This is a genomic window from Pseudonocardia bannensis (assembly GCF_012911875.1).
Classification (GTDB): domain Bacteria; phylum Actinomycetota; class Actinomycetes; order Mycobacteriales; family Pseudonocardiaceae; genus Pseudonocardia; species Pseudonocardia bannensis.
On the sequence record NZ_JAAXKZ010000047.1, the window covers coordinates 22744 to 41189 of the forward strand.

Consider the following 18446-nt stretch of genomic DNA (forward strand, 5'->3'; position numbering starts at 1 on the left):
CGCTTCCGTCAGCGGCGGCCGTCGCCGCTGCGCGATGTCGCGGCCTCCGCCAGGTGGGCCGGGGCCAGCGCCCGGATCGCGTGATGGCCGAGCACGGCCACGAGCGTGCCCAGCGCGATCCCGGAGAGCTGGAAGGAGCCGGTGATGCGCAGCGTCACGTCGCCGATGCCGATGATCAGCCCGGCCGCGAGCGGGACGAGGTTGACCGGGTTTCCGAGGTCGACCCGGTTCTCCACCCAGATCTTCGCCCCCAGCAGGCCGATCATCCCGTAGAGGACCACGGTCAGCCCGCCGAGCACCCCGCCCGGCACCGCGACGATCACGGCGCCGAACTTCGGGCAGAACCCGAGCAGCACCGCGACCGCCGCGGCCACCCAGTACGCCGCCGTCGAGTACACCCGGGTCGCCGCCATGACCCCGATGTTCTCCGCGTAGGTGGTCGTGGGGGGACCGCCGACGGACGCGGAGACCGCCGTGCCGACGCCGTCGCCGATCAGCGCGCGGCCGAGCAGCGGGTCGAGATCGTCGCCGGTCATCTCGGCGACCGCCTTGACATGCCCGGTGTTCTCCGCGATCAGGGCGATCACCGCGGGCAGCACCAGGAGGACGAACGCCACGGAGAACGAGGGCGGGTGGAAGCCGACGAGCTCCGTGCCGTCGGGCGCGGCCATGGTGCGCGGCGGCAGCCCGATCCAGTCCGCCTCCCGGACCGCGGACAGATCGACCCGTGGCCGGGTGGTGACCGCACCGCTCGCGTCCGGGGAGGTGATCGGGCCCGTCGTCACGTCGAACAACCAGGACAGCCCGAAGCCGAAGATCAGGCCGAGCAGGACGCCGATCCGGCCCCAGAAGCCGGGCAGCAGCACCGCGGCGCCGATGACGAAGACCATCGTCGCGAGGGCGACCCACTGGTCCTGGGCCCAGTAGACGGTCGCGGCGACGGGAGCCAGGTTGAAGCCGATGAGCATCACGACGGCGCCGGTCACGGCGGGCGGGAGGACCCGGTTGACGATCCGCGCGCCGACGAGGTGCACGAGCACGCCCACCGCGGCCAGCACCAGTCCGGCGACCAGGATCGCGCCGGTGACGTCCGAGCTGTCGCCGCCCTGGGCCCGGATCGCGGCGACCGCCCCGACGAACGACGCCGAGCTGCCGAGGTAGCTGGGGATCCGGCCCTTCACGACGAGCAGGAAGATCGCGGTGGCGACCCCGCTCATCATGATCGCGACGTTCGGGTTCAGCCCCATGAGCACCGGGAAGACGAAGGTGGCGCCGAACATCGCGACGACGTGCTGGGCTCCGAGCCCGAGCGTGCGGGGCCACGACAGCCGCTCGTCGGGCGCCACCACCTCACCCGGTGGCGGCGCGTGCCCGCCGTGCACGACCTTCCAGTTGAACTGGCCCATTCCCGATCCCCTCCATCTGCCGATCGGGCCGGCCCCGCTGCGACCCCGCGCGGCGTTCGCGGCGGCGCGGGCCCGTGTGCCGGAGTGAGGGTTACCCGGCCACGCCGGCAGGACAAGCGCTGTCGCCCGTCGTCACACCGCGGCCGGTGGAGATCGGGTCGTGCGCGGTCGGCAGGGCCGCGGTACCGGCTACCGCGCGCGGGCCCGGCGGAGCCAGGCGTACCAGGCGTCGAGGCCGTCGCCGCGCGTCGCGGAGACCTCCAGCACCGCCACGTCCGGCTTGGCCCGCCGGGCGCCGGCGATGCAGCGGTCGACGTCGAAGTCGACGTAGGGCAGCAGGTCGATCTTGTTGAGCAGCACCAGGTCGGCGGTGCGGAACATGTGCGGGTACTTCAGCGGCTTGTCCGCGCCCTCGGTCACCGACATGATCACCACGCGCGCCGCCTCACCGAGGTCGAACAGGGCGGGGCAGACCAGATTGCCCACGTTCTCCACGAAGAGCAGGCAGCCCCGCTCGGGGGCCAGCGTGCGCAGCCCGTCGGCGACCATGTCGGCGTCGAGGTGGCAGCCGGCGCCGGTGTTGATCTGGACCACGCGGGCCCCGGTCGAGCCGATCCGCTCGGCGTCGAGCAGGGTCTCCTGGTCGCCCTCCAGCACGGCGCACGGCAGTTCGGCGCCGAGGTCGCGGATGGTGCGCTCCAGCAACGTGGTCTTGCCGGCGCCGGGGGAGCTCATCAGGTTGAGCGCGACGATGCCGCGCTCGGCCAGCCAGTCGCGGTTGTGCCCGGCGAGATCGTCGTTCTTGGCCAGCAGATCGACCTCGAGCGCGACGGTCCGCGCCGCGTGGTCGTCCACCCGGGTCCCGTGCCGGTGCTCGGGGCCGTCATCGGCGTGCGGGTGGACGTGCCGCTCGGGGTGTGCCGGGTCGATCACCCGGACCCCGGGCCCGGCCGTGCCGTCGTCGGCACATCCGCAGGTCGCGCACACGTGCCCACCTCCACCTCTCGGATCCGCAACTCGCTCCCGCCGAGCACTTCGACGTCGGCGCTGCCGCAGTCGCACAGCGGCAGCACCTCGGCCGTGTCGAAGCCGGTGCCGCAGGTCCGGCAGTGCGCCCGGCCCGCCGGCTCGTCGATCTCGAGCTCGGCGCCCTCGCACGTCGTACCCGCCGCGACCAGCTCGAAGCAGAACCGCACCGAGTCCGGCACGATCCCCGACAACCGGCCGATCTCCAGCCGGATCCGGCGCACCGGGGCGTCGCCCATCCGCTGCGTGATCGCGGCGACGACGCTCTGGGTGATCGACAGCTCGTGCACCGGCCGCTCAGCAGATGCGCGGGAGCGGGTCGCCCACCAGCAGGTCCACGATCCGGGTGCCGCCGAACGCGGTTCGCAGCAGCACCAGACCGGGCGGGTCGTCCTTCACCGTGCCGATCACCGCGGCGCCCTCGCCGAGCGGGTGCGCGTGCAGCGCGGCCAGCGCGGCGTCGGCCCGGTCGGGTCCGACCACCGCGACCAGCCGGCCCTCGCAGGCCACGTAGAGCGGATCGATGCCGAGCAGCTCCGAGGCGCCGGTGACCACCGGACGCACCGGCAGCGAGCTCTCGTCCAGCACGACGGCCACCTGCGAGGCCACCGCGACCTCGTTGCAGATGGTCGCGACGCCGCCGCGGGTCGCGTCGCGCAGCAGCCGCACCCCGTCGCCGGCGACGTCGAGCAGGCCCGCGGTGATCCCGTGCAGCGGTGCGGTGTCGGATTCGATGTCGGCCTCGATGTCCAGTTCGCCGCGGGCGAGCATCACGGTGATGCCGTGGTCGCCGATCGGGCCGGACACCAGCACCACGTCGCCGGGCCGGGCGGCCGCGGCCGACAGCGTCGTCGGGCGGTCGAGCAGTCCGACGCCGGCGGTGGTGATGTAGCAGCCGTCGGCCTTGCCGCGCTGCACCACCTTGGTGTCGCCGGTGACGATCTGTACCCCGGCGGCCTGCGCCGCGGCGGCCATCGAGGCGACGATGCGCTGCAGGTCGGCGACCGGGAAACCCTCCTCGAGGATGAACCCGGCAGACAGGTGCAGCGGGCGGGCGCCGCACATCGCGAGGTCGTTGACCGTGCCGTTGACGGCGAGGTCGCCGATGTCCCCGCCCGGGAAGAACAGCGGCGAGACGACGAAGGAGTCGGTGGTGAACGCGAGCCGGCCCGTGGCCCCGTCGGTCCACGACACGGCGAGCGACGCCCCGTCCTCCAGCCGCTCCAGTACCGGATTGCGGAACGCCTCCAGGAACACCGCCTCGATCAGCGTGTGCGTGGCCTTGCCGCCGGCACCGTGCGACAGCGTGACCCGCTGCTCCTTGATCTTCGCCTTGCGGGCGCGGGCCTTGGCGATGCGTTCGAGGACCTGCTCCTCGCGGGTCAGGTGCTCGGCCCCCGCATGGGCCGCGACCGCCTCCTCGGCCCAGTTCGCCCGGGCCGGGATGGTCGGGCCGAGATCGTGCGTCGTCATGCCCGGGTCGCCTCCTTGACGCGCTCCCGGCTGAACCGGCCGAAGTTGTAGTACGCCGCGCACGCGCCCTCGCTGGAGACCATGCAGGTGCCGATCGGGGTCTCCGGCGTGCACGCGGTGCCGAAGACCTTGCACTCCCACGGCTTGAGCACGCCCTTGAGCACCTCGCCGCACTGGCAGGCCTTCGGGTCGGCGACCCGCACCCCGGGCACCCCGAAGATCTGCTCGGCGTCGAACCGCGCGTACTTCTCGCGCATCCGCAGCGCGGAGTGCGAGATGAACCCGAGCCCCCGCCACTCGAAGTGCGGCCGCAGCTCCATCACCTCGCCGATCACCCGCAGCGCCTTGGCGTTGCCGTTCCACGGCACCACCCGGGAGTACTGGTTCTCCACCTCGCAACGGCCCTCGTGCAACTGCAGCAGCAGCCGGTAGACCGACTGCAGGATGTCGAGTGGCTCGAAGCCGGAGCAGACCAGCGGTTTGCCGTGGTCGCGCGCGATGAACTCGTAGGGCCGGCAACCGATCACGGTCGAGACGTGGCCGGGGCCGATGAATCCGTCGAGCCGTAGGTCCGGCGAGTCGAGGATCGCCTTGATCGCCGGGATGATCGTGACGTGGTTGCAGAAGACGGCGAAGTTGTCGAGCTTCTCGACCGCCGCGCGCAGCACGGTCATCGCGGTCGACGGTGCGGTGGTCTCGAAGCCGATCGCCATGAAGACGACGCGCTTGTCCGGGTTCTTGCGGGCGATCTTCAGCGCGTCGAGCGGGCAGTAGACCATCCGGATGTCCGCCCCGGCGGCCTTGGAGTCGAAGAACGAACCGCGCCCGCCGGGCACGCGCATCATGTCGCCGAACGACGTCATGATCACGTCGTCGTGCTCGGCGAGCGCGATGGCGTCGTCGACCCGGCCCATCGGGATCACGCACACCGGGCACCCGGGGCCGTGCACGAGGCTCACGGTCTCGGGCAGGTAGTCCTCCAGGCCGTGCTTGTAGATCGTGTGGGTGTGTCCGCCGCACACCTCCATGAACTTGTAGCGCCGGCCGGGCTCGCACAGGGCGGCGATCTCGGTGGCCAGCGCGCGGGCGGTGGTGGCGTCGCGGAACTCGTCTACAAAACGCACAGCACTTCATCCCCTACGTGATGTCGGACGCGGCGAGCGCTTCGAGCTCGTCGGTGTAGGCGTCGCCGACGCCGGCCAGCCATTCCAGTGAGGCCTTGGCCTCGGCCTCGTCGATCTTGGAGAGGGCGAAGCCGACATGGATGAGGATCCAGTCGCCGGGCTGCAGATCCAGTGCCCTGCCGTCGGGGAAGTCCTCGCGGAGCAGGCCGACGTTCACCGCCCGCTTGACCCCCTCGACGCTGACCATGGCCAGGTCCTCGTGCTCGGTCATCAGCTCGATCACTTCACCGGGTATGCCCAGGCACATGGGTCCTCCTACATCCGGCTGATCTTGAGGTAGCGCTCGATCTCGTGCCGGGACTCCACGGCCAGCACCGCGGCACCGGCCAGGATGGCCAACACCAGCAGCAGCAGGAACTTGCGGATCACGACGGGACTCCTTCCGAAGCGTTCTGGGCGGCGCGCCGCACGGTGCTGCCGAGCAGTAGCCCGACGAGCTCGTCGACCGCGTGGAGCGCCGGCTCGACGGCCGCCGCCACCGGTTCGGACAGGCCCATGCCCTCGTCGAGGACGGCGGGCTGGCAACCGACGACGAGGACCCGGCGGACGGGTCGCGCCACCCCGTTCGCGGCGGCGAGTTCGGCGAGCAGCGCCAGCACCGTGGCGGGGTCCATGCCGTGTCCGTCGAGTGCGGCACCGGGCTCGGTGCCGTCCCGGGACGCGTTCAGGTCGTGCTCCAAGCGGTAGATCGTGCCCGGGGGGCCGCCACGCGGGACGGCGTCGACCAGCACCAGCCCGTCGTAGCCGTCGAGCAGTTGATAGGCCAGGTGCACCCCCCGGATGCCGATGTCGGCGACCTCGGCCCCCTCCGGCAGCCCGCCGCGGACCAGCAGCCGCTGCGCGACCTCGACGCCGAAGCCGTCGTCGGAGAGGAAGACGTTGCCGACCCCGGCCACGAGCACCCGCGGGCTCACGGCGCCACCTCCAGCTCGTCGGGCCGGAAGTAGCGGAAGCGGCCGTGCGCGCGCTGCAGGTCGGTCTCGAGGTCGCCGTCGGGGCTGCCCGGGTCGTCGATCGTCACGGCCACGTGCACCCCACCGTCGACGTCGTGCACGACGGCCTGCACGGTCGCCCGCATACCGATCAGGAACAGGTCCTGCGCATCGCCTCCGGGCCCGGGCCGCAGGCGCACGGTGCTGCCCTTGGCCACCGGGACGCCGCCGACCAGCACCGAGTCGGTCTCCGGGTCGACCGCCGCGTCGGCGGCCGGATCCCACCACGGCACGTGGTCCGGCGGCCGGTCGGCCGGGCTGTCCGCCCCGAACCCCGCGCCGCTGATGATCGTCGGTCCGGGAGCGGCGGGCCCCATCGAACGGATCGCGCCGTGCAGCCGCTCCAGGATCTCCGGCGGCAGCGCATCGACCGCGTCGATCACGGCCGCGGCCCGCGGGTCGGTCGCCCGCGCCTCGGCCTTCTCCGCGTCGGTCAGGGCCATCGTGCGCAGGGTGAGGATCTCGTCGTTCTCGGTGCCGTCGAACAGGTCGACGGTGCTCTCCGGGGCGAGCTGCGGATGGTCCTCCAGGATGATCGGGGAGGACAGCAGCAGGTCGGATCGCTCTTTCGGCCCGGCGAGCACGGGCCAGGTGTGCTGGTTGACGCACTCCGCGGCCGCCGGCCGGGCCCACTCCGGCGGGTCGGTGAGCGACAGGAACGCGCCCGGCGCCACGGCGAGCACGGCGTGCGTCCCGATCAGCGACGAACGCAGCGCCTCCTCGCGTGGTACTTCGGCCGCACACCCGGCGTCGTTGTGGACGTCGAGGCGCAGCCGCAGCACGTCGTACGGGCCGGGCAGCTCGGTGGTGGACACGACGATGCGCCCGGTCAGCGGCCGGCAGCGGCGGATCAGGCGACCGGCCGTCGTCCCCGTGGCGTCGACGATGTCCTCTCCGGTCTCCGATTCCGGTATCCGGATCGGGACGGTGACCCCACCGGCCAGGTCGGACACCGCGACGGTGACGTCCACCTGCCGCGGGATGCCCTCCTCCCAGCGCAGGTGCCGGGTGCCGGCGACGGTCAGCTCCTCGACCTCGCGTCCGGTGGCGTCGAGCACGGTGCGTTCCTGGACCTGCAGGAACCGCACCCGCACGTGCAGCTCCGAGGTGGCCCGGGGTTCGAGCAGGCACTCCGTGCGCGACGACGAGGGCTCGTTGCTGTGCGTGCCGTAACCCTCCGGCGTGAGCACGCCCCACTGCCAGCGCAGCTGGTTCTTCTGTGCCGACGCCCGGTAGGGATACAGCAGGTACCCCTCGAACAGCACGGCGTCGGCGACCGCCGCGACCTCGTCGAGTGCCTCGGCCCAGCTGTCGGGACCCGTGCTCATTCCCGAGCTCCTACCCGTGCTCATTCCGTGCTCATTCCGTGGCCTCCTTGAGCAGCCGGGAGAACGTGTCGTCCCAGCTCGGGATGGCGTGCGCGGAGCGGTAGGCGGCCAGTGCGTCGACGGTCTCGCGGCGGACCCGGATCCAGGTCGAGCCGGGGAAGTGCTCGTCCATCACCGCCCGCCACACCGCGACCGGCAACCGGTGCTCGGCCTCCTCGTTCCAGGACACCAGGCCGACCTGCACCCCGGCGTCGCCGGCGTAGAACAACGTCCCGGAGAACAGCAGCAGCAACGGGATCTCGCCGTCGGACAGGCCGTGGCAGAACTTGGTGGCCGCGACGTCGAGGTCGTAGGTCAGCGGAACCGAGACCGGCACGGTCGTCCGGCCGGTGAACGGCGGCAGCATCACCGAGACGGTGGCCAGTTGCAGCAGGTTGAGCGTCTCGCCCCAGCGCGACGGCTCGCCGAACAGGTCACCGAGCCGGGCCGTCTCCGCGGGGGAGTAGTGGCGTCTGCGCGGGTCGATGCGGATCTGGCAGCGCAGCGCGACCGCGTGCACCTTCCGTCCACTGCCCTCGTCGACCTGCAGGTCCAGCTGCAGGGCCGGTCCGGCGGCGTAGGGTTCGGCGCGGGACCCGGTGCAGGTGAACCGCAGCACGGTCAACCCCGCCTTTCCGGATCGAGCACCCGGGCCCGGCCGGACAGCTCGGTGAAGAAGCCGTCGATCGCACGCCAGGCCTCCGACCCGCCGTCGAACCCGCGCCAGTGCATCCGCACCAGGCCGACGAGCCGGTAGCAGGAGTCGATCGGCACGAGCAGGCACTCGCCGCCGTCACCGGACCCGCCGCCCGGCCCGCTGCGGCGCACCAGCAGGGCCTCCACGTCCGGTTCGAGCTCCGCGGCCAGCCGGCTCGCTCCGATCCCGGCGCTCCACGCGTCGAGCGTCAGCTCGCTCTCGGTGGCCCCGGCCGGGCTCGGGTAGCACGCGACCACGCTGCTCTTCGCCGAGTTGTGCAGGAAGAACGCCATCCCGACCGGGATCTGGAGCTCGTCCCACTGCGCCTCGGACAGCGTGAAGCCGGGATCTGCGAGGTACCGGTCCGGCACCCGCCGATAGCCGCCACCCCCGGCGCCGGGGTTGTTGAACAGGAACCCGCACGGCCCGCAGACGCACATCATCCGCCGCTCGGCCACCTGCACCAGGTGCGGATGATCCGGCGGGATCGGGGTGGCGCACATGTCGCAGCGCTCCGGGACCGGCTCGGCCGAGCTGACGAGGAACCGTCGCAACCCGCTAACCACGTCGTCCCCCCACGACGATCGGCCGCCGCGTCGCCGGCCTCAGGGCCTCGGAAGGACGACACGGCTGCCGGACGCGGTCACCGGGCACTGCGCAGCCCGATCTGGAGCAGGGTCGGCCCGCGCTCCGCCTCGATGAACGCGACCCCCGCGGTGTCCGGCGCGACCGCCGCGACCGACTCCTCGACGACCTGGCGCACCGTCTGCGCACCGCAGCCGCCGGCCGACAGCTGGACCCGCACGGTGCCGTCCGGGTCCAGGCCGAGCAGCTCGGCGTCCGAGGCGTGCGAGCCCAGCTTGCGCTTCGCGGTCGCCATCGCGTGCTCGACCCGGGTCCGCACGTCCACCGGATGCAGCTCGTGCAGCGCGAGCAGCCCGCCGACCAGCGGGTCCGATGCCAGCCGGTGCACCATCGCGTCTCCGCCGCCGGCCCGGGCGATCGTCACGATCTGTTCCAGGCCGGCGCCGTAGAACCGCATCAGCAGGCGGACCAGCTCCTCGCCGGCCTGCCGCGCCCCACCCGCGTCGGCACCGTCGGCACCGTCGGCACCGTCGTCCATGTCGTCGAGCACCGCCTCGATACGCTGCGCGACGTCCTGTGGATCCAGCTGATCACCCATCTCAGATGATGTTCAGTGAGCCGGGCGAGTGCATCTTGTGCAGCGGCTTGCCGTTCCCCAGGTACATGTGCACCCCACAGGGCAGGCACGGGTCGAAGCTGCGGACGGCTCGCATGATGTCGATGCCCTTGAAGTTCTCCGGCTTGTTCTCCTCGAAGATCGGCGTGTTCTGCACCGCGTCCTCGTACGGGCCCGGCGTGCCGAACGAGTCCCGCACGCTGCCGTTCCACGGCGTCGGCGGATACGGGTGGTAGTTCGCGATCTTGCCGCCACGGATCACCATGTGGTGGCTCAGGACGCCGCGCACGGCCTCGGTGAACCCGCAGCTGATCGCCTCGTCCGGGACGGTGAACTTCTCCCAGGTCTTGCTGTTGCCGCTGCGCACCTCGGCGAGCGCCTTGTCCATGAAGTGCAGCGCCACGGCCGCGGAGTAGGCCTGGAAGTAGGTCCGGGCGCGGTTGCGCTCGATGGCGTTGGACAGCGGCCGGCCCTGCTTGTCGGTCGGCGGGGCCCACTCGAAGCCGACCTCGGGCTTCAGCGCGGTCCTCGGCAGGTTGATCTGGATGGCCTTGCCGTCCGCCTTCACGTACCCGCAGTCGACCAGACCGCCCAGTGCCGTGGCCCAGAGCCGGGCCAGCGGGCCGCCGCCGGTGTCGAGCGGCAGGTAGTCGCTGCCGTCGAACCAGCGCGGCGACATCGTCCAGCTGTACTTGTCGTCGAAGTCGCGCTTCTGCGGAGCGGGGATGGTGTGCTGGTTCCAGGGGTGCCGCTTGTCCACCGGGTTGCCCAGCGGGTCGTGCGTCACGAAGGTCTCCTGGTCCTCCCAGTCCCGGTAGTAGGAGCTGCCCAGCAGGATCCGGATGCCCAGGTTGATCTCGACGAGGTCGTTGGTCACCAGCTTGCCGTCGACCACCACGCCCGGGGTCACGAACATCTTCCGGCCCCAGTCGGTCATGTGCCGGTAGTCGAAGTCGCAGTAGGCCGGGTCGTTGAGCGAGCCCCAGCAACCGAGCAGCACCCGCCGCCGGCCGACCTCCTCGTAGCCGGGCAGCGCGACGTACATGAAGTCGAACAGGTCGTCGTGCATCGGGACGACGCGCTTCATGAACTCGACGTAACGCATCAACCGGGAGTAGTAGTCGGTGAACAGCTGGATCGTCGCGTGCGTCCCGACCCCACCCGGATACAGCGTGGAGGGGTGCACGTGGCGGCCCTCCATCAGGCAGAACATCTCCCGGGTGTAGCGGCTGACCTGCAGGGCCTCCCGGTAGAAGTCACCGGTGAACGGGTTGAGCGCGCGCATGATGTCGCCGACGGTCCTGTAGCCGTGCTCGGCGGCGTGCGGGGCCTCGGCGCGGTTGGCGAGCTCCAGCACCCCGGGGTTGGTCTCCGAGATCATCTTCTCGCAGTAGTCCACCCCGACCAGGTTCTCCTGGAAGATGTTGTGGTCGAACATGTACTCGGCGGCCTCGCCGAGGTTGATGATCCACTCCCCGAGGTGCGGCGGGCGGACGCCGTAGGCCATGTTCTGGTTGTAGACCGAGCAGGTCGCGTGGTTGTCCCCGCAGATCCCGCAGATGCGGCTGGTGATGAAGTGCGCGTCGCGCGGGTCCTTGCCCTTCATGAAGATCGAGTAGCCGCGGAAGACCGACGACGTGCTGTGGCACTCGGCCACGCGCTTGTTCGAGAAGTCGATCTTCGCGTAGATGCCGAGGCTGCCGACGATCCGGGTGATGGGGTCCCACGCCATCTCGACGAGACCGGTCTCGTCCTTCGTCGTCGGCGTGGTCGTCGGCTGTGTGGTGGTCATGGCGTCGGGCTCCTTACCAGGACTTCGCGTATCCGGTGGCGAGCTCGCGGCCCTTGCGCCGCCACTTCGGCTCTTGGTCGAGCTTGCGTTCGGTGATCCGGCGCAGCCGGCGGATGATGCCGCCGTAGGCGCTGCTCGCGGTCGCCGAGACGAGGCTTCCGGGCGGGGCGTCCATGAACGGCATGAACTTGTCCGGGAAGCCCGGCATCGTGCAGCCGATGCAGATCCCGCCGACGTTCGGGCAGCCGCCCACGCCGTTGATCCAGCCACGCTTGGGTACGTTGCACTTGACGACCGGTCCCCAGCAGCCGAGCTTGACCAGACACTCCGGCGAGCCGTACTCGCTCGCGAACTGGCCCTCCTCGTAGTAGCCGCCGCGGTCACAGCCCTCGTGCACGGTGGCGCCGAAGAGCCACTTCGGGCGCAGCGCCTCGTCCAGCGGGATCATCGGGGCGGACCCGGCGGCCTGGTAGAGCAGGTAGAGGATGGTCTCGGACAGGTTGTCCGGATGTGTGGGGCAACCGGGCACGCACACGATCGGGATCCCGGCCTTGGACTTCCAGCTCCAGCCCAGGTAGTCGGGCACGCCCATGGCACCGGTCGGGTTGCCCTGCATGGCGTGGATGCCGCCGTAGGTCGCGCAGGTGCCGGCGGCGAGCACGGCCAGTGCTTTGGGGGCCAGCCGGTCCAGCCATTCGCTCACGGTGATGGGCTGGCCGGTCTCGGGGTTGTTGCCGAAGCCGGTCCAGTAGCCCTCGGGCTTGATCGCCTCGTTCGCGATGGACCCCTCGATGACCAGGACGAACGGTTCCAGCTCACCGCGGTCGGCCTTGAAGAACCACTCGATGAAGGTGTCGGCGCCCTTGTCCGGACCGCACTCGAAGTCGATGAGCGGCCAGTGCACCGCGATCTTGGGCAGGCCGGGCAGCGCGCCGAGGGCGATCTCCTCGATGGTCGGCTGGGTGGCCGCGGTGAGGGCGACGGAATCGCCGTCGCAGCTGAGCCCCGCGTTGATCCACAGGATATGGATGACCGGTTCGTCCTGTCCGGTACTGGCTGGCTGCGCAGTCGGTGCTGACATGTCGTCGCCCCTCGTGGCGCCGTCGGCGAGGACAGCGCCGGTGCCGGCTGGTGGGAGATCACCGTTGTAACGGCCTGCAGGAGGCGGGGTAAGTGACCGCGGCAGCTAAGGGTGCGGGGGTAGGTGTGGGCCGCTGGGTGCAGCGTGTCACTAGCGGCGAGGGCGCTCGACGGGTTGTCCCTACCCCCTCACCGTATGGAGTTGGACGGCACCGGTCCTCTAGGGTCGAAAACGTTGCGTGGCCCGGACGGGCGAGGAGGGCCAGGTGCACATGGAGTGGTTGTCCGGATTCCTCGCCATCGTGTGCCTCGTCCTGGGTGTGCTGCACATCATCCGGCTGGTGGCCCTGCGGACCGACGTCGTCGGCGAGGGTTCGCATGCGGCCATGGGTTTCGGGATGGCGGCGATGTTCTCCCCGCTGGGTGACCCGGTTCCCGCCCCGGTCTGGACCACGGTCTTCGTGCTCACCGCTGCCTGGTTCGCGGCGCTGGCGCTGCGCTCCGGGTTCGGCACCGCCGACGCCGGTCACCACGTGATCTGCAGCGGCGCGATGCTGTTCATGCTGCTCACCGGTGCGCACCGGCACGGCGCGGGCGCCGGCCACGCCGCTGGTCACAGCACCCACGCCGAGGTCGGCGGGTTCGGCCTGGCGTCGGTCGCGGCCATCGTCCTCGTCGGTTACTTCGCCTGGCATGTGCTCCGCTGCATCGACCGGGTGTCGCGGCCGGACCGGTGTGCGGGGGCCGCCGCGTCCCCGCGGCCGGCAGCCGACGGCGGCGGTGCCGTCGCGTTGCGGCCGGTCCGGTTGTCGCTGCGGACGCCGCGGACGGCCGCCGTTGCGCACCTGGTGATGGGGGGCGCGATGACCGTCATGCTGCTCGGCATGGTCTGACGCCCGCAGCGTCCCCGCTCAGGAGAAACGCTCGACCAGATCCACCACGAACAGCACCAGGAACAGCATCGCCCCGACGGTCACCAGTGCGTTCGACAGCCAGCCCGAGCGGCCGCTCCGCTCGATGCGCCTGGAGTTGAGCAGCAGCAGGAGGGTGAGCCCCAGGAACGGCATGAACGCCGCCCCGAGGACCCCGTACACCAGCGTCAGCCCGAACGGCCGGTCGATGAACAGCAGCAGCATCGGTGGGAACGTCAGCCAGAGCAGGTAGCCCCGGAACGGCAGGCTCCGCTCGGCGGCCTGCGCCTCGTACGCCGTACCGGATGCCACCTCCTCGGTTCCGACGGCCGTGGTGGCGGGCGAGCCCGCGGCCACCGCGGCGGTGCCGGTCTCGGCCTTGGCCCCGTGCGGCAGCCGGATCGTCCGGGCCCAGTCGGTGAACAGCAGGCCGACGCCGTTCCAGACGCCGAGCAGTGAGGTGCTGGTGACGGCCAGGAAGCCGACGAGGAACAGGATCCGGGCCCACTCGCCGTACCGCTCGCCGAGCTCGGTGCCCAGCGTGAGCAGCCCGCGGTCGCTCTCGGTGAGGTCCTGGCCGAGCAGGATCTCCGCCCCGACGATCAGCATCGCGACCACGAAGATGCCGGTCATGATGTAGCCGACGGCGTTGTCCAGCCGCATCATCGGCAGCCAGGCGGTGCCCCGCCAGCCCTTGGCGAACATCCAGTAGCCGTAGGCCGCCATCGTGATCGTGCCGCCGACACCCCCGATGAGACCGAGGACGTAGATCGTCGAGCCCTCCGGGAGCCGCGGCACGAGCCCGGCCGCGAGCGCCCCCGGATCGGGGGAGACGAGCAGGGCGACCGACACCACGGACACGAACTTGATCAGCACCAGCACGGTCATGAACTTCTCGAAGACCGCGTAGCGCTGCGCCCACACCAGCACGAGCCCGACGACGCCGGCGATCATCGCCCAGTACCGCACCGACAACCCGCCGAACAGCGCGTTGAGCGGCAGCCCGACCGCCGACATCGCGGTGGCGCCGTACACGAAGCCCCAGACGACCATGTAGACGCCGAAGAACACGGTGGCCCAGTAGCCCAGCCGGCGCCAGCCGTCGAGCAGCGTGGTGCCCGACGCCAGGTGCCAGCGGCCGACACCCTCCGCCAGCGCGAGCTTGAGCACGGTGCCCAGGACCGCGGCCCACAGCAGCACGGTGCCGAACCGGGCCCCGGCGACCATCGTCGCCACCAGGTCACCCGCGCCGACCCCGGTGGCCGCGGCCAGCAGCCCCGGGCCGACCTGCGCGATCTTCGCGTGCCAGCCCTGTGGCGCCGCCGTGAGCTCCTCGGCTCGCGTTACATCGCCGGCCATACCGTCGCCCCCCGATGGTCGGACACCTCGAGGGGCGACGGTATCGGGACCTCGCGTGGTCGAGCCAGGCGCAACGCCCCGAACGCGGCCGCCGGGACCAGACCGGACGATCCGTCGGACTCCCCCCGTGAGAGTGACGTACCTCGTCCCCTCTGACGTGTTGGCGTGCTGCGCGGGTCCGGGGTGGCCCGGGCGCTAGATTCGGAGAACCGCACGGACATCGTGCGCGAACACACCGAACGCACACGCAGAACGCGCAGAACGCGGAGAACACGGAGGCCACCCCCGCCATGGCGAGCATCGAAGAGGTCCGGGCCGGGATCGCGCTGGCCAACGACAAGGCCTCCGAGAGCATCGGCGCGCTGCAGCAGGCGCAGACCTGCATCGAGCAGGCCCAGGCGGCCCTGCAGCAGGTCACCGAGGGCAGCGGGCAGGGCGACGTCGACGAGGCCAACGCGCTCTACGCGCAGGCCGCCGGCAGCATCGCCGACGTGCAGCAGGCCGTGTCGGCCGCGATCCAGGCCTCGGAAGGCGTCGCGAACCGCCTGTGAGCGGGGCGCGATCGGGGTGGGGTGTGAACTCGTCGTTCGGTGAGATCAAGGCGGTGCTGGCCGACGTGGCCGAGCAGACGCACAGCGCGTACCAGCACGCGGGTGTCGCCCGCTCCCGGCTCGCCGACGCCGCGGCCGTGCTCGCCGAGCTCGGCGAACAGCACTCCGAGCCGCTCGTGCCGGCGGAGCTGAGCCGGGCCGTCGCCGAGCTCGAGAACGGCCTGCGGCTGATCGCCGCCGCGGCGACCGTCGTGGCCGACATCGACGCCCGGCTGTAGGCGCGGGGTGGTGGCACGGCGGGCCGGGCGGCGCGAGCGCATCACCGCGGCCTTCGAGGATTTCGTGCGGGCCGTCGGGGCGGCTCTGGGTGCCGCGAGCCGGCTGCGGGGGGCCGCGGTCCGCGCGCACGCCGAGGCCATGTTCGAGATGTGGCTGCGCTCGGAAGGCCTGGACGCCGCCCGGGCGGACGCCGGGCTGCGCAACGGGCTGAGCAACCCGGCGCTGGCCGGCGCCGTCGCCGGGGTCGAGGCCGACCGGACGGCAGCCTTCGAGGGCTGGCTGGCGACCGGGCCGGACCGGCTGGCCGCGCTGCTCGAGCAGGCCGCGCCCGACGCGGCCGGCCTCGAGCCCGAGCGGTGGCTGGGCCAGGCCGGCAAGGTCGACGGGGCGGGACCGGTCCCCGAGCTGTGGCGGATCGGGTCGGCCCGCATCGGCCAGCACGACGAGGGCTTCGGGGTCGGCGTCCCGCTGCTCGACGAGTCGCACCTGCAGATCAGCTCGACCCCGGGCACCCGCGCGCAGGCCGAGTCGCTGGTCGAATCGCTGCTGATGCGCGTCGTCTCCTACTTCCGGCCGGGCATGGTCGCGGTGCACGTGTGGGACGTCGGCCAGTTCACCGGCTCGATGCCGGGGCTGTACCCGCTGACCCGGACGGGTCTGCTCACCGTGCACGACCCGGGACGGCTGCCGCAGCTGCTCGAGGAGCTGTCCGACCGGATCCGCCGGGTGCACACCCGGGTTCTCGTCGACGGCCACCCGTCGCTGCGGGCGCTGGCCGAGGCGACCGGCGCGCGCACCGAGCCGTGGATCGTGGTGGTGCTGGCCGGCAACCGGTCCGCGTTGTCGGAGGACGACCATCGGCAGCTGCAGCGGGTGGCCCGCGGCGGACCGGCCTGCGGGATCCAACTGGTGCTGCTCGACGTGCCGATGACGGTCAGCGCGCCCGTCGAGACGGTCAAGCTGAGGGAGACGGAGGCGGGCACGCCGTACGCGGTGTCGTCCATGACCGGGCCGTACGCGACGGTCACCCCCGACCCGCCGCTCCCGCGCGACGAGGTCACGCGGGCCTGTCACGCGATCTCCGACGAGCACGAGCACTGGCGCAGCCGGATCGGGGCGTTCGCCGACCTGCTCCCCGCGGCGGGCCAGTGGGGCCGGTCGACCTCGGTGAGCGGGATCCACGTCCCGGTGGGTTTCGCCGAGGGGCTGCCGGTGCAGATCGCGCTCGACGACGCCTCTCCGCACGCCCTCATCGGCGGTCCGAGCGGCTCGGGCAAGACCAACCTGCTGCTCACCATGATCAGCTCCATGGCTGCCCGGTACGACCCCGACGAGCTGGAGCTGTACCTGCTCGACTTCAAGGAGGGCGTGTCCTTCGCGCAGTTCGCGCCCGGTCGCCGGGACCGCACGTGGTTGCCGCACGCCCGCCTCGTCGGCGTCAACATCAACACCGATCGTGAGTTCGGCCTGGCACTACTGCAGTTCCTCGCCGACGAGATGCGCCGGCGGGCGCAGGCGGCCAAGGCGCACGAGGTCACCAAGCTCGAAGAGCTGCGCGCGGCCGACCCGGACGGGCGGTGGCCGCGGATCGTCGCGATCGTCGACGAGTTCCAGTACCTGTTCGCCGAGCGCGACGCGGTGACGAAGGCAGCCACGACCCTGCTGGAGGACGTCGCCCGGCGCGGCCGCTCCCAGGGGATCCACCTCGTGTTCGCCAGCCAGGACGTCTCCGGCATCGAGGCGTTCTGGGGCCGCCCGGCGATCTTCGAGCAGTTCGTGCTGCGGATCGCGCTGCCACGGGCCCGCCGGGTGCTCGCCGACCTCAACGATGCGGCGCTCGACCTCCCGCGCTGGCACGCGATCGTCAACCACGAGTCGGGGATCCGGCACGGCAACGAGGTCCTCCGGGTGCCGGACGCGACGGGCAAGGGCTCGGTCGACGAGGTGCAGCGTGCCCTGCACGAGGCCTACGCCGACGGCCGGGCCGAACCGCTGCTCTTCGACGGGTCGCGGACACCCCGGTTCGCCGACCTGCTGGCGGAGGCGGGGCTGGGAGCGGGGGAGTCGCCGCCGCGGGCATTGCTCGGACAGGTCATCGACGTCGCGGGCAGCGCGGCCACGGTCCGACTGCCGGCCGCGCCGGGCCGCAACGTCGGGGTGATCGGGTCCGGGACGGTCGACTCGGTCCGGGTGCTGGGTGCGGCGGCGGCGTCGCTGGGCGTGCAGTACCCGCCCGGAGCGGCCGACTTCGTGCTGGCGCCCCTGGTCGCCGAGGCGGCGGAGCCGGCCGAACGGCTGGCGAGCGCGCTGGCGGCGGCCGGTCACGAGACCGAGAGCGTCCGGCTCGACGGCGTCCGGGCACGTATCGAGGCGCTGGCGGCGGAGGTGAGCGCACGGCTGTCCGGAGCGCCGCGGCGTCCGGTGTTCGTGGTGCTCTACGCCGCCGACGCCGCCGACGCGGTCCTGGAGCGGCCCGGTACCGAGGCCCTGCGTCAGGTGCTGCGGTTCGGGCCGGAGACCGACGTGCACGTGCTCGGCTGGTGGCGCAGCGCGCAGCGGCTCAAGACGGTCCTCACGATGGGCGCGTCCGCCGACGACCTCGGCGCCTGGGTGGGCCTCGACGTGCAGGGCTCCGAGCTGGGGGTGCTCGCCCCGGGGCCGCTGCTGAACTGGTCGCCGCGACCGGGGCGCGGACTGTTCTTCGACCGGGCCCAGCACGCGCGCCCGGAGGTCGTCATCGTTCCGGAGCTGGAGTCGTCATGAGCGCAGCGCGGGAGTACAAGGCGATCATCGCGGGCATCACCGCCGCGGCCGACGAGCTGCGGGAACGGGACCGGGAGCGCGCGGTGGAGCTGTCCCGCGACCTGGTCGGTCTCGACGACGCGATGGTCCGGGCGGGTGAGCGGGCGGCGATGACCCGGCTCGGGGTGCACCTGCACTGGGAGGCCGCGCTGGAGATGCTGTGGGCGGAGTCGTGGATGACGCTGCGCCCGCTGCCGGCGCCGGACGAGCGGGTCGACCCGGCGCACATCGACGCCCTCGACGCCGCCGTCGAGCAGCGCTTCGCCGAACTGCGCGACGCCATCCGGCGGCGCGGCTTCGCCCTACGCCGCCGCTGAGCCCCGGCC

Annotated in this window: 20 protein-coding genes; 5 read left to right on the forward strand and 15 right to left on the reverse strand. The window is 71.9% G+C overall.

Features of this window, described 5'->3' with window-relative positions; translation table 11 throughout:
- Nucleotides 1-8: 8 nt before the first annotated feature.
- From HF519_RS14485 to HF519_RS14545, 14 genes are all read right to left on the reverse strand, one after another.
- Nucleotides 9-1406, reverse strand: coding sequence for a uracil-xanthine permease family protein (locus tag HF519_RS14485; protein WP_169413462.1), 1398 nt, complete (start codon nt 1404-1406; stop codon nt 9-11).
- Nucleotides 1407-1595: 189 nt separating this feature from the next.
- Nucleotides 1596-2393, reverse strand: a complete 798-nt coding sequence (gene hypB, locus HF519_RS14490) for a hydrogenase nickel incorporation protein HypB (protein ID WP_169413463.1) — start codon at nt 2391-2393, stop codon at nt 1596-1598.
- Nucleotides 2336-2722: a hydrogenase maturation nickel metallochaperone HypA gene (locus HF519_RS14495; RefSeq protein ID WP_169413464.1), complete on the reverse strand. Its 387-nt coding sequence runs from the start codon at nt 2720-2722 to the stop codon at nt 2336-2338. The genes hypB and HF519_RS14495 overlap by 58 nt, the downstream gene beginning before the upstream one ends.
- 7 nt (nt 2723-2729) lie before the next feature.
- On the reverse strand, nt 2730-3905 hold the full coding sequence (gene hypE, locus HF519_RS14500; RefSeq protein WP_169413465.1) for a hydrogenase expression/formation protein HypE: 1176 nt from the start codon (nt 3903-3905) through the stop codon (nt 2730-2732).
- Nucleotides 3902-5029: a hydrogenase formation protein HypD gene (gene hypD / locus HF519_RS14505; RefSeq protein WP_169413466.1), complete on the reverse strand. Its 1128-nt coding sequence runs from the start codon at nt 5027-5029 to the stop codon at nt 3902-3904. The genes hypE and hypD overlap by 4 nt, the downstream gene beginning before the upstream one ends.
- A 13-nt stretch (nt 5030-5042) precedes the next feature.
- Nucleotides 5043-5336, reverse strand: coding sequence for a HypC/HybG/HupF family hydrogenase formation chaperone (locus HF519_RS14510; protein ID WP_169413467.1), 294 nt, complete (start codon nt 5334-5336; stop codon nt 5043-5045).
- A gap of 8 nt (nt 5337-5344) precedes the next feature.
- Nucleotides 5345-5458, reverse strand: a complete 114-nt coding sequence (locus HF519_RS33550; protein WP_438826394.1) for a DUF6893 family small protein — start codon at nt 5456-5458, stop codon at nt 5345-5347.
- Nucleotides 5455-6003, reverse strand: a complete 549-nt coding sequence (locus tag HF519_RS14515) for a hydrogenase maturation protease (RefSeq protein WP_312860110.1) — start codon at nt 6001-6003, stop codon at nt 5455-5457. The genes HF519_RS33550 and HF519_RS14515 overlap by 4 nt, the downstream gene beginning before the upstream one ends.
- The gene (locus tag HF519_RS14520; RefSeq protein WP_169413468.1) at nt 6000-7409 is read right to left on the reverse strand and encodes a hypothetical protein; all 1410 of its coding nucleotides are present in this window, start codon (nt 7407-7409) and stop codon (nt 6000-6002) included. The genes HF519_RS14515 and HF519_RS14520 overlap by 4 nt, the downstream gene beginning before the upstream one ends.
- A 31-nt stretch (nt 7410-7440) precedes the next feature.
- On the reverse strand, nt 7441-8067 hold the full coding sequence (locus HF519_RS14525) for a DUF6084 family protein (protein WP_312860111.1): 627 nt from the start codon (nt 8065-8067) through the stop codon (nt 7441-7443).
- Between the two features lie 2 nt (nt 8068-8069).
- Nucleotides 8070-8699: a DUF5947 family protein gene (locus HF519_RS14530; protein ID WP_211170024.1), complete on the reverse strand. Its 630-nt coding sequence runs from the start codon at nt 8697-8699 to the stop codon at nt 8070-8072.
- Nucleotides 8700-8788: 89 nt separating this feature from the next.
- The gene (locus HF519_RS14535) at nt 8789-9328 is read right to left on the reverse strand and encodes a NifU-related iron-sulfur-binding protein (protein ID WP_169413471.1); all 540 of its coding nucleotides are present in this window, start codon (nt 9326-9328) and stop codon (nt 8789-8791) included.
- 1 nt (nt 9329) lies between these two features.
- The gene (locus HF519_RS14540) at nt 9330-11138 is read right to left on the reverse strand and encodes a nickel-dependent hydrogenase large subunit (protein ID WP_169413472.1); all 1809 of its coding nucleotides are present in this window, start codon (nt 11136-11138) and stop codon (nt 9330-9332) included.
- A gap of 13 nt (nt 11139-11151) precedes the next feature.
- A complete protein-coding gene (locus tag HF519_RS14545) occupies nt 11152-12219 on the reverse strand; it encodes an NADH-quinone oxidoreductase subunit B family protein (protein WP_169413473.1) in 1068 nt (355 codons plus the stop codon).
- Between the two features lie 238 nt (nt 12220-12457).
- Between HF519_RS14545 and HF519_RS14550 the strand changes: the two genes are divergently transcribed.
- Nucleotides 12458-13111 carry a DUF5134 domain-containing protein gene (locus tag HF519_RS14550; protein WP_169413474.1) on the forward strand — a complete coding sequence of 218 codons (654 nt, stop codon included), beginning with the start codon at nt 12458-12460 and terminating at the stop codon, nt 13109-13111.
- Between the two features lie 18 nt (nt 13112-13129).
- Here HF519_RS14550 and HF519_RS14555 read toward each other — a convergent pair whose 3' ends face one another.
- Nucleotides 13130-14488 carry an Nramp family divalent metal transporter gene (locus HF519_RS14555; protein WP_169413475.1) on the reverse strand — a complete coding sequence of 453 codons (1359 nt, stop codon included), beginning with the start codon at nt 14486-14488 and terminating at the stop codon, nt 13130-13132.
- A 290-nt stretch (nt 14489-14778) separates the two neighbouring features.
- Here HF519_RS14555 and HF519_RS14560 point away from each other — a divergent pair, with 290 nt between their 5' ends.
- The 4 genes from HF519_RS14560 to HF519_RS14575 are packed head-to-tail and all read left to right on the forward strand — an operon-like array spanning nt 14779 to nt 18437.
- Nucleotides 14779-15039 carry a hypothetical protein gene (locus HF519_RS14560; protein WP_169380632.1) on the forward strand — a complete coding sequence of 87 codons (261 nt, stop codon included), beginning with the start codon at nt 14779-14781 and terminating at the stop codon, nt 15037-15039.
- Nucleotides 15040-15062: 23 nt separating this feature from the next.
- Complete coding sequence (locus HF519_RS14565; protein ID WP_169413476.1) at nt 15063-15317, forward strand: hypothetical protein; 255 nt, start codon at nt 15063-15065, stop codon at nt 15315-15317.
- Between the two features lie 10 nt (nt 15318-15327).
- On the forward strand, nt 15328-18081 hold the full coding sequence (locus HF519_RS14570) for an FtsK/SpoIIIE domain-containing protein (RefSeq protein WP_169413477.1): 2754 nt from the start codon (nt 15328-15330) through the stop codon (nt 18079-18081).
- Nucleotides 18078-18437 (forward strand): hypothetical protein, encoded by a 360-nt coding sequence (locus HF519_RS14575; RefSeq protein WP_169413478.1) that lies wholly within the window; start codon nt 18078-18080, stop codon nt 18435-18437. Before HF519_RS14570 ends, HF519_RS14575 begins: the two co-directional genes overlap by 4 nt.
- The last annotated feature ends 9 nt before the right edge of the window (nt 18438-18446 follow it).

Bases quoted from the DNA above. Each gene is read 5' to 3' on its own strand.
- HF519_RS14555 (WP_169413475.1), bottom strand. From the start codon at position 14,488: ATGGCCGGCGATGTAACGCGAGCCGAGGAGCTCACGGCGGCGCCACAG.
- hypE (WP_169413465.1), bottom strand. From the start codon at position 3,905: ATGACGACGCACGATCTCGGCCCGACCATCCCGGCCCGGGCGAACTGG.
- HF519_RS14545 (WP_169413473.1), bottom strand. From the start codon at position 12,219: ATGTCAGCACCGACTGCGCAGCCAGCCAGTACCGGACAGGACGAACCG.
- HF519_RS14560 (WP_169380632.1), top strand. From the start codon at position 14,779: ATGGCGAGCATCGAAGAGGTCCGGGCCGGGATCGCGCTGGCCAACGAC.
- HF519_RS14540 (WP_169413472.1), bottom strand. From the start codon at position 11,138: ATGACCACCACACAGCCGACGACCACGCCGACGACGAAGGACGAGACC.
- HF519_RS14520 (WP_169413468.1), bottom strand. From the start codon at position 7,409: ATGAGCACGGGTCCCGACAGCTGGGCCGAGGCACTCGACGAGGTCGCG.
- HF519_RS14510 (WP_169413467.1), bottom strand. From the start codon at position 5,336: ATGTGCCTGGGCATACCCGGTGAAGTGATCGAGCTGATGACCGAGCAC.
- HF519_RS14485 (WP_169413462.1), bottom strand. From the start codon at position 1,406: ATGGGCCAGTTCAACTGGAAGGTCGTGCACGGCGGGCACGCGCCGCCA.
- HF519_RS14575 (WP_169413478.1), top strand. From the start codon at position 18,078: ATGAGCGCAGCGCGGGAGTACAAGGCGATCATCGCGGGCATCACCGCC.
- HF519_RS14535 (WP_169413471.1), bottom strand. From the start codon at position 9,328: ATGGGTGATCAGCTGGATCCACAGGACGTCGCGCAGCGTATCGAGGCG.